This is a genomic window from Dokdonella sp., from assembly GCF_049593775.1.
Taxonomy (GTDB): Bacteria; Pseudomonadota; Gammaproteobacteria; order Xanthomonadales; family Rhodanobacteraceae; genus Dokdonella.
This window is the reverse complement of record NZ_JBAWHJ010000127.1, coordinates 1-9282: the sequence shown is the minus strand read 5'-3', so window position 1 is coordinate 9282 and position 9282 is coordinate 1. Positions and strand designations below refer to the sequence as shown.

Genomic DNA, 9282 nt, shown 5'->3' with positions numbered 1-9282 from the left:
ATGGCGGGCTGACTGCGAACAATTTAGCTGCTGAACGTCCGCTTCCGGCCCCGGCTGTGTGAAAAAGCATTCGTGGCGCTATAGGCGGCTTTAAGCATTGCGTAGGGGGCCTTGCCGTCCTCGCGTGACTTCCGGGTTATTTGGCAATAATTCGTGCCTTCGCCGGACGTAAGAGAAAGGTTGAGAAAAACCGCCTAGATAGGCGAAAATAGCGTGATTATTACCGAATGCGATTGAAACGGTAGATATTAAATGCGTTCTAGATAGGATAAAGCATTATAATACAACGAGTTAAGATAATTTATCTTTACTTTGTCTTCACTTAGGTATGCACAACCGTTTTGAGGAACGCATGGGCAATTGAGTCTGGTCAGACAAAAAAGGGGCGGCCGCATTGCGACCGCCCTTTTTCTTTTGGCTCTCTCGCAGATATTCAGCCGGGCATCTTGCGCGAGAGGTGATAGGCGATCAGGTTGCCTATGCCGGTTGCGCCGAGCAGGACGGCAAACACGCCTGGAGTGACATCGCGCCAGCCGAAGGCCTCCATGAGACCGAATCCGCAAGCGAGGGCAACCAGGATTGCACCCCAGCGCAAGGTGGATTGGCGCCGGCGTAGCTCGTCGGCTTCCACGATGGACTGGATCAGTTCCTGGGACACGTTGGAGGTGACCAGTTGCTTGCGGACGCGTGCATCGACAACCGCCTTGATGGCGTAGGTGATGCAGATGAAGAGGACAATCGGGATGAAGAGTTCAAGTTCCATCGTGGTAGCTGCCTGTAGGATGGTCGGGGTACGGGAGAGAAGATACGACTGGCGCGGAACCGGTTGCAGTCCTCAAGTTGCAACCGCCGCCCTACTGGGCGTATCAAGGTTCATGTGAGTACTCCGCCCACCACACTGGAACAGGACAAATCTCTGGTCGATGCCGTATTGAACGGCGAAGCCGGCGCGTTCGAACGCCTGGTGCGGCTGTATCAGAAGCTCTGCTGGCATGTGGTCTATCGCATGGTCAAGCATCCGCAGGATACCCAGGATCTCTGTCAGGAAGCCTTCCTGCGCGTGCATCAATACCTGCATCAGTACCGGAACGAAAGTGCACTCAAATCCTGGGTCGCGCAAGTTGCGTATTCGGTCGCCAAGCGCCATCTGGAGCGCAAGCGAATACCGATTTCCGAGCCTTCGGCAGACCCGGATGGCGAGTCTCCACTGGACCGGGTCAGTGATGATTTCGATCTGGAGGCTGCCTGCATCGATGGGCAGTCGGCGGCCCAACTGCATGAGGCGATTGATTGCCTGCCGCCGCTGCAACGCACGATCCTGACCTTGTATCACCTCGATGAAATACCGATCGGGGAAATCTCGATCATTACCGGGCTTGCCGTAGGTACCATCAAGAGCCACTTGTTCCGTAGCCGCAAGCAGTTGCGCGATACACTGGATGACAGAATAGGAGTTGCCGCATGATTCCCGACGAACGTGAATGGCAGGCACAGGAAACGGCCATGCGATGCGAGCGCGGAAGTCGTGAACTGCCCGTTTCCGATACGCTGGCCGCGGCCTACCTGCCAATTGCGCAGGCGCTGAATCAAGCCCTGGAACCGTCGCTTCCTGACGATTTTGCCGCAAGGGTGGCGGCTATGGCCGTGGCCCGCGGGCGTCCCGAAGACGTCGAATCACGCCTGGAGCGCTTGTTGCTTGCAGGGCTGGCAACCGTTTTCGGGATCTGCGCGACGGCCGCATGCGTCATCTACGGCGGTGCCTGGCTGGCGAACTCGTTCAGCATGCTGGCCCAGGTTGGGTCTCCAGCCCTGGCCTGGCCGATGGCACTGGCAGCTTGCCTGATGGTCTCGTGGTTCTCGGAAATGTTGCGCAGGCGAATGGCGGATGCCAACCAGCGCACGGCCTGATCGCTGAATCGGGTGCCGGGCCCGACTTTCCGGCAGGCATCCGTCTGCGCGGATTTTCTCTTGCAGGGCAACGCACAGGCGCGACAGCGCCGTCGCTGCGGCGTATCATTTGCGCCCGTCACTGCTGGCAGGTGATTCGCGTTACTCGCGAAGTCTTTGCCGAGCAGTTGCGATCCGTCCATTCCCCAATGTCGACTGCAATGCCGCGAAAACGGCCCACCAACATTCTGACCTGATCCCTGCCATGTGCACGCATGGCGGATTGCGAGCGCATGATGACTGAAACCGATACCAGCAGCCGTTCGACCACGCCATTGCAGGGCCATCTGGCCCGCGTGACGGACATGCTGAATCGGCATCGTCTGGTCGAGCAACTGGTCCACCGTGAGGGCGGCGCGCATCAGGACGTCGTCGACAGCCTCGTGCATCGGCAAAACCTTGCCGAGTTGCAGCGCGAGATCGACAAGTTGCATCCGGCCGACGTGGCCCACATCCTTGATGCGTTGCCACCTGAGGATCGACTCAGCGTCTGGCACCTGGTCAAAGCCGATCGCGATGGCGAGATCCTGCTCGAAGTTTCCGATGCGGTTCGTGAGTCACTGCTCGCCGACATGGATGCACCGGAAATCCTCGCTGCCGCCGAGCAACTGGATGCCGATGAGCTCGCCGATCTGGCCGAGGACCTCCCGGACGACGTGGTGCACGAGCTCATGCAGCGCCTCGACGCGCCGGAGCGCGAGCAACTGCGCTCGGCCATGTCCTACGAGGAGGATCAGGTAGGCGCGATCATGGACTTCGAGATGATTACGATCCGCGAGGACGTGACTCTGGAGGTTGTATTGCGCTACTTGCGTTTCCTCAAGGAAATTCCCGAGCAGACCGACAAGCTGTTCGTGGTCAACAGCGAAAACGTCCTGACTGGCGTGTTGCCACTGAAATGGTTGCTGGTGAACGATCCGGCACGGGAAGTGAGCGAGTTGATGGCCATTGACGCAAACACGTTCCACCCGGACGAGGATGTGGTCGATGCGGCCGAGGCGTTTGAACGCTACGACCTGATTTCCGCGCCCGTGGTTGATGTCGATGGCCGCCTGATCGGCCGACTGACCATTGATGCCATGGTCGACGTCATCCGTGAGGAAAGTGATGCCGAAACCCTGAGTCGCGGCGGACTTCGCGAAGACGAGGACATCTTTGCGTCGGTCTGGAAATCGCTGCGCAACCGCTGGACCTGGCTGGCCATCAATCTTGTCACCGCGTTTATCGCATCGCGTGTCATCGGCCTATTCGAAGGATCAATCGAGAAGCTGGTTGCGCTGGCGGCCCTGATGCCAATCGTCGCCGGCATCGGTGGCAACTCGGGCAACCAGACAATAACGATGATTGTTCGCGCACTGGCGCTGGGTCAGGTCAGCCCGGCAAATGCCAAGCGCCTGCTGCGCAAGGAAGTGGGCGTGGCCGTGCTCAATGGCCTGATCTGGGGCGGCGTGATCGGCATTGTCGCGTGGCTGCTCTATGGAAACGCCGCGCTAGGGGCAGTCATGACGGCGGCGATGACACTGAATCTGCTTCTGGCAGCACTCATGGGCGTACTGATCCCGATGACCCTGATCCGCTATGACCGTGATCCCGCCATGGGGGCGAGCGTCCTGATCACCGCACTGACCGACAGCGGAGGATTCTTCATCTTCCTCGGGCTGGCAACACTGTTCCTGATCTAGACACTGAATTCCCGACGTGTCTCATTCGGTTCGGGACGCGTAGATGCTAGTCCAGCGGGCTCCGGTTTTCCGAATCGGTATCGGATGTTGTGGTTTCGGCTGCCTGCAGGCCCGCTTGAATCTGCAAGAACCGGGCAGAGGATCGCAGGGAATTCCAGTCGGTATCGATTTCCAGCAAGGCTGAATTGCGCAAGCCCCGTTTGGTGGCTTCGGCAAGCGCATCGAGGGCTGCATCATCCTGTCCAAGGGTAGCCAGCAAGCAGGCCAGGTTGTAGCGCGGTAGCCAGGCCTCTGGCTTCAACGCAATGGCATCGTCCATCAATGACCGAGCCAGTTCGGGCTTGTCAGCGCGGCGTGCGCTGGAACCGGCCTGCAGCAGGCTTCGAAAATCCTTCGGGTTGCGACGATAGGCCTCGCGATATCCTGAAAGGGCCTGCTCGTACTCGCCTCGATCGAACTGCAGGTCGGCCATGCGCCGATACAGAGTCGGAAACGAGTCGTCGATGGCGAGGGCCTTTTCGTACCATTGCTGCGCTTGAACCTCATTGCCGCGAACAAGTGCTGCCAGTCCAAGCTGGGCCATGGCTTCCACGAACTGTGGGGCCATCTTCAGTGCTTCGCGATTGTTGCGATCGGCCTCGTCGAGCTGACCCTGGGCCAGTGCGATCTGGCCAAGCATTGCGTACAGACGGAACTGGGAAGGGTCCTGGGCGAGCAGGGTGAGGTACTGGTCGCGCGCCTCCTCGAGTCGGCCTCGCTTGAACTCGACCAGTGCGAGCACGCTGCGAGCCGAAAAATGTCGTGGGTTGTCAGCGAGGATATTCCTGAGCAGCTTCTCGGCCTGGATCCAGTTGTGCTTCTGCGCCTCGTGTCGTGCTTCCTCGAGCGCGTTGTACAGCAGGATGCCATCCTTGGGATCAATGCCATCTGCGTCGATGCGGTCACTTTCGCCTTGCAGGTAGCCCAGTGACTGCAGCATCTGCATGGTTTCCTGGGACATCGGATTGCTTTGCGATGTGAGCGCCAGCTTGGCACTCTCCTGCATCAGGTTCTCCAGTTCGATGTCGAGTGCATCGGCCTTGCCGACGTAGCCCGGTTCGGTGAACAGGTTTTTCGTTTCACCCGGGTCGGCTGTCAGGTCGTAGAGCTCGGGTTTCGGCGCGCGGATGAACGTGAATCCGTTCTTGCGAATGGCGTAGAGCGGAGCCATGCCGAAGCCAAGCTCGGACAACTTGGACTCCGAATACTGTGCGCGATCCATCGGCGCGGATTCGCCGCGTGCCAGCGGAGTCAGGTCGATGCCCTGGGTTTGTTCGGCGCCGGGCAGATGTGCGAGCTCCAGTAGCGTGGGTGCAATGTCTACATTGCTCACCGGGCCGGCGTACGCCTTGCCTTTGGGGAAACGTGGCGGGTAGCGCACGATCAGTGGCACACGCGTCGTCGATCGGTAGATGAAGATGGCATGGGTTTTTTCGTTGTGCTCGCCGAGGCTTTCGCCATGATCGGCGGTGAACACGAAAATCGTATTGTCCAGATCCCCCGATTCTCGCAGTGCATCGACGAGGCGGCCGAGCTCACGGTCCGCGAATGCAATCTCGGCATCATAGGGACTGGCGCTCAGCGGTGTGGTCCAGCCCGGCGCAGCGTGTGGCTCATGCGGATCGAACAGGTGCACCCAGAGAAAGAAGGGTCGGTCACTCTTCTCGCTGCTGCGCGTGTCATACCAGTCCAGGGTGCGATCGATCGTTTCGCTGGCTGGACGATCGCGAATCATGAACAGCCGCGGTTCATTCTCGCTCCAGAGATCGTCATCGTAGCTGTCGAACCCCTGGTCAATGCCGTAGCGTTTGCTGAGGACAACAGCGGACACGAATGCACGTGTCTCATAGCCCGCCTGCTTGAATCGCTCAGCCAGGGTGATGGCATCCTCGCTGAGGGCATAGGAACCGTTGTCACGCACGCCATGGGCTGGCGGCAACAGTCCGGTCATGATGCTGCTGTGTGACACCGCCGTGATTGGTGCGGTGGCTTCAGCATTGTCGAAACGTACGCCTTCGGCTGCAAGACGATCGACCGTCGGCGTCCGCGCCAGCGAAAAGCCGTAGGTGCCCAGGTGATCGGCACGCGTCGTATCAAACGTGATGATGACGACATTGGGATGCTCGGGCGCGCGCTGGCAGGCCGTTGCAGAGATCGTCAGGAGCAGGATGGCCATCGCGCGCAGGGCGGGGCGGCAGCGTCGGGTCAGTCGCGATTCGAAAATTGCCTTCACGGGGGTGTGGCTAGTGCCTGAATCAGTTGCGAAAGCCGGAACTTGCCCGGGCGAGCAGGGCTCGCCCGGGCCCGGAGTGTCAGCGTGAAGAGTTCCTGCGACGACGCAGGTACAACGGGATGAGGGCAAGGCCGATGATCAGCAACACGGCTCCCAGTCGGCTCATGCTGGGCAGGTCGACTGCCGTCGGAGCCGGTCCGCCGTTTCCGCCAAGCTGGAAGTTGAGCAGTTGGCCCTGATTGGTCGTGCTGAGGCAGGTCAGTGCCGTGGCCGGAAGCGCTGTCAGGCGTGCGGCCTGCGAAGCCGCAGCGGCTTTCGAGGGCTGGCCGGTGACGAAGGTCATGATGATTCCGGTCTGGCCCGGAGCCAGCGTCAACGGATAAGACCAGAACGGGTTGTTCTCGCCATCGGCGATATTGACGGATGCGAGCCCGACACTTGATCCAGGTCCTTTCAGAACATGGCCGAGTCGCGGATCCGAGCTGGTTGTCCCGGAATAATCCTGGAAAGTCGTCACCCAATTGTCCGCGCCCGTGGCGATGGCATCGCCGGAGGAACTGGTGACCACGACGGTGTTGCCATCGGAGCCCAGATTGTTGCTGGCCACCGCATGGAACGAGACTGGTGCGCCAGTTGTATTGGTGAAGATGTTCACCCAACGCGCGAAACTGTCATCAGTCGGCACATAAACCCGTCGCGACACATCGATGCCGTTGATGGCTTGCGTGTTGTAGATAACCTGACGGCCACCGCAATCAGAGGTCGCGGCTCCATTCTGGTTGTACATGATGTAAGTCGCAACACCAACCGGACTTTTGGGGCCGCCTCCGCTATTGCATGCGCCCGTGCCTCCGTCGAAGCTGAGGCAAAGGGCGCCGTAGCCGTCAAACGCATCGTTTAGCGTCGAGGCAGTCGTTCCGCCGGCACTGGTCGTGGCCGCGACAGGACCGACGTAGCTTGCTTCCGAAGCCGCGCCGGAGGCTGAGCTTGTGGTGGAAAAGGTAACGTTCGTATTGATGAAATATTCAAGCCCTGACTGGTCAGTCAGGTTGATCTCACCGGACCTGGGGCCTGGGGAGGCCAGCTTGAGCGGTACGCCGCGCTTCTCTCCAGCCTTGACCTGATGTCCGACCTTGGCGGCAATGGAATCCGAATCGAGGACCGTGACATCGGCATGAACCATGCCCGTGGTGGCACAAAGCAGTACACCAGCAACGATTCTCTTCATTTTCATGCTCCAGTTGTAGATGGGACTGCTTCGAGGGAATCATTTGACACTACCGAGCCCCTGTAGCACAAGTAAATTCCTGTATTTGCCAGTCAAGTCTCACTCCATTCCGGGCCACGCAGCCGTTCGCCTGCCCGAATCATCGATTCGAGATGTGGCTACTCGGGTTTGCATATGTAGCTGTGAGACCGGTCGACGGCGCAGCAAGACGGGCGGGGCGTATTCGGGACAAGATGGGTTCGTCTGGACTGACCGATGGTGCTCTTTGCAGTCGATCCGTGCAGTGGGTTTTCATAGCATGGGCAACGGTGGCGAATGCAATGATTCAGCCCCGACCCGGGCTGTACCACAATGGAGGCGATCGTGATTTCCGAGATCCTGATGGTGTCCAGTGCAGCCATCATCCTGCTGCTGGGGAGCATGCATCTCGTCTTCACGTTTTTCGGTTCCAGGATGCAGCCTCGCGATCCCGGATTGCGCGCACGCATGGATGCGGTGTCTCCGGTGATTTCCCGGGACACAACGATGTGGCGGGCGTGGATCGGCTTCAACGCCAGCCATAGTCTGGGCGCGATGCTGTTCGGAATGGTCTACGGATATCTCGCCTTCTGCCATGCCGAACTGTTGTTCGGCTCAAGCTTCCTGCTTGCCGTGGGATTTGCAATGCTCGTGGCATTCCTGCTGCTTGCCAGAACCTTCTGGTTTCGCATCCCGCTTGCAGGAATCAGCGTCGCCCTGGCGTGCTACGCGGGAAGCATCCTGATTCAGCGATTCTGAAACAGCCGGAATCGACAGAGCAATGGCCACGAGTGCCAGTTCGGCGGGAAGAAGTCGGCAAGGTGTCGCCGCTATCCGATCAGGAATGGCGTCCGGAATTGCGCCGGGATTTGGCAATGTGCCGGGAGTGATTCCTGGCGAGGCGGTGTCCGCCGTGTTCCCTGCTGCGTGGAGCAGGAAAATCGGCTGGGGGCGATTCACGGCCCCCAGCCATTAAATGATCAGGCTGCGGCGTCTTTCAGCTTCTTCAGCGGACGCACTTTGACCTTGGTGGAAGCCGGCTTTGCGGCGAACCACTGCTCTTCCTTCGTGAACGGATTGATACCCTTGCGCTTCGGCTTGGCCGGAACCTTGACCGAAGTGATCTTGAGCAGGCCGGGAAGGGTGAATTCACCCACGCCCTTCTTGCTCAGCGAGCCGGCGATGGTTGCTTCGAGGTGGGCAAGAACAGCACGTACGTCCTTGGCGGCAATTTCGGTAGCTGCGGCGATGTGCGCAACCAGACCGGACTTGCTCATTGCTTCCTTGATCGGCTTTGGTGCAGCGGCCGGGGCGGAAGCTTTTTTCGGTGCGGCTTTCTTTGCTGGTTTCTTGGTCATTTGATTTCTTTCGGTTGGGGTGTAGTTGGGTGTCATCGAGTAGCAAGTCGGAATGTAGTGCATGCCGAGCCTGCCGCCAAGCACTTTACAGCAGGTTTCACCCTGTTTCACCGCGTTTTTTCGCTATTGAGGCCACTCGAGCGCTGCAAGAATCTGCCGGGGGCGGGGAAGCGGGGGGTGCAAGTCGTGCTGCATCCGGCCGTCCGGCAGGTTCGGTTTCCTCAGGCAGGGCGATTCCGACTGCGAAAAAGAGCCGGCGTGACCCCCACCTCAGTGCGGAAGGCACGAGTGAAATTGGCCGTGTCCCGGTAGCCCAGTTGCAGGGCGATTTGGGTGATGCTCAATTGGCTTTCGATCAGCATTCTCCGCGCTCTGGCCTGTCTGGTGAGTACTCCGAGCTGTCGGAAACTGGTGTTTTCAGCGGCAAGCCGGCGATTCATCGTTCGCGTTGATACATGCAGCATGTGGGCCAGCTCGTGCTGCCGAGGTTGATGATCGCTTGCCTGCTCAAGCATCAGCCTGACCCATTCGCTCAGTGAACCCTGGATGGTCATTCGCGCAAGCGCTTCATCGCAGCGCAGGCGAGCGATCTTCAAGGCTGACTTGTCGGCCAGGGCAAGAGGGCTCTGGGCTGTGCGAGCCGGTATGACTATCCGAAGCTCGCTTCCCGAACCATCGAAATGAACCCGTGCCGGCGTCAGCCAGGGCTTGATTCGCGGATGGAACGCCAGGCCTCCTGGCAGATGGATGTCGTAGGCTGGAACCTGTCCTGAAAGC

At 59.4% G+C, this 9282-nt stretch carries 9 protein-coding genes; 4 read left to right on the top strand and 5 right to left on the bottom strand.

Features of this window, described 5'->3' with window-relative positions; genetic code table 11:
- Nucleotides 1–433: 433 nt before the first annotated feature.
- Nucleotides 434–763 (bottom strand): hypothetical protein, encoded by a 330-nt coding sequence (locus tag WBP53_RS04385; protein ID WP_423926323.1) that lies wholly within the window; start codon nucleotides 761–763, stop codon nucleotides 434–436.
- A gap of 114 nt (nucleotides 764–877) precedes the next feature.
- Here WBP53_RS04385 and WBP53_RS04380 point away from each other — a divergent pair, with 114 nt between their 5' ends.
- The 3 genes from WBP53_RS04380 to mgtE all read left to right on the top strand — a co-directional run bounded on the left by WBP53_RS04380 (nucleotide 878) and on the right by mgtE (nucleotide 3629).
- Nucleotides 878–1465 carry an RNA polymerase sigma factor gene (locus WBP53_RS04380; protein WP_423926321.1) on the top strand — a complete coding sequence of 196 codons (588 nt, stop codon included), beginning with the start codon at nucleotides 878–880 and terminating at the stop codon, nucleotides 1463–1465.
- Nucleotides 1462–1908 carry a hypothetical protein gene (locus tag WBP53_RS04375; RefSeq protein ID WP_423926319.1) on the top strand — a complete coding sequence of 149 codons (447 nt, stop codon included), beginning with the start codon at nucleotides 1462–1464 and terminating at the stop codon, nucleotides 1906–1908. Before WBP53_RS04380 ends, WBP53_RS04375 begins: the two co-directional genes overlap by 4 nt.
- 272 nt (nucleotides 1909–2180) lie before the next feature.
- Complete coding sequence (gene mgtE, locus WBP53_RS04370) at nucleotides 2181–3629, top strand: magnesium transporter (RefSeq protein WP_423926317.1); 1449 nt, start codon at nucleotides 2181–2183, stop codon at nucleotides 3627–3629.
- A gap of 46 nt (nucleotides 3630–3675) precedes the next feature.
- Here mgtE and WBP53_RS04365 read toward each other — a convergent pair whose 3' ends face one another.
- Nucleotides 3676–5901: a sulfatase-like hydrolase/transferase gene (locus tag WBP53_RS04365; protein ID WP_423926315.1), complete on the bottom strand. Its 2226-nt coding sequence runs from the start codon at nucleotides 5899–5901 to the stop codon at nucleotides 3676–3678.
- A gap of 79 nt (nucleotides 5902–5980) precedes the next feature.
- Nucleotides 5981–7129, bottom strand: coding sequence for a hypothetical protein (locus WBP53_RS04360; protein ID WP_423926313.1), 1149 nt, complete (start codon nucleotides 7127–7129; stop codon nucleotides 5981–5983).
- Nucleotides 7130–7492: 363 nt separating this feature from the next.
- Between WBP53_RS04360 and WBP53_RS04355 the strand changes: the two genes are divergently transcribed.
- Nucleotides 7493–7906: an LIC_13387 family protein gene (locus tag WBP53_RS04355; RefSeq protein WP_423926311.1), complete on the top strand. Its 414-nt coding sequence runs from the start codon at nucleotides 7493–7495 to the stop codon at nucleotides 7904–7906.
- 221 nt (nucleotides 7907–8127) lie between these two features.
- On the opposite strand, the gene WBP53_RS04350 is transcribed toward WBP53_RS04355, so the two are convergent.
- Together WBP53_RS04350 and WBP53_RS04345 are read right to left on the bottom strand one after the other, a co-directional pair.
- On the bottom strand, nucleotides 8128–8505 hold the full coding sequence (locus WBP53_RS04350) for an HU family DNA-binding protein (RefSeq protein ID WP_423926309.1): 378 nt from the start codon (nucleotides 8503–8505) through the stop codon (nucleotides 8128–8130).
- Between the two features lie 221 nt (nucleotides 8506–8726).
- Nucleotides 8727–9282 (bottom strand): helix-turn-helix transcriptional regulator (locus WBP53_RS04345; RefSeq protein ID WP_423926307.1); only part of this gene is annotated, 556 nt, incomplete at its 5' end.

Coding starts and splice junctions, on each gene's coding strand:
- WBP53_RS04360 (WP_423926313.1), bottom strand. CDS start 7,129: ATGAAGAGAATCGTTGCTGGTGTACTGCTTTGTGCCACCACGGGCATG.
- WBP53_RS04375 (WP_423926319.1), top strand. CDS start 1,462: ATGATTCCCGACGAACGTGAATGGCAGGCACAGGAAACGGCCATGCGA.
- mgtE (WP_423926317.1), top strand. CDS start 2,181: ATGATGACTGAAACCGATACCAGCAGCCGTTCGACCACGCCATTGCAG.
- WBP53_RS04385 (WP_423926323.1), bottom strand. CDS start 763: ATGGAACTTGAACTCTTCATCCCGATTGTCCTCTTCATCTGCATCACC.
- WBP53_RS04350 (WP_423926309.1), bottom strand. CDS start 8,505: ATGACCAAGAAACCAGCAAAGAAAGCCGCACCGAAAAAAGCTTCCGCC.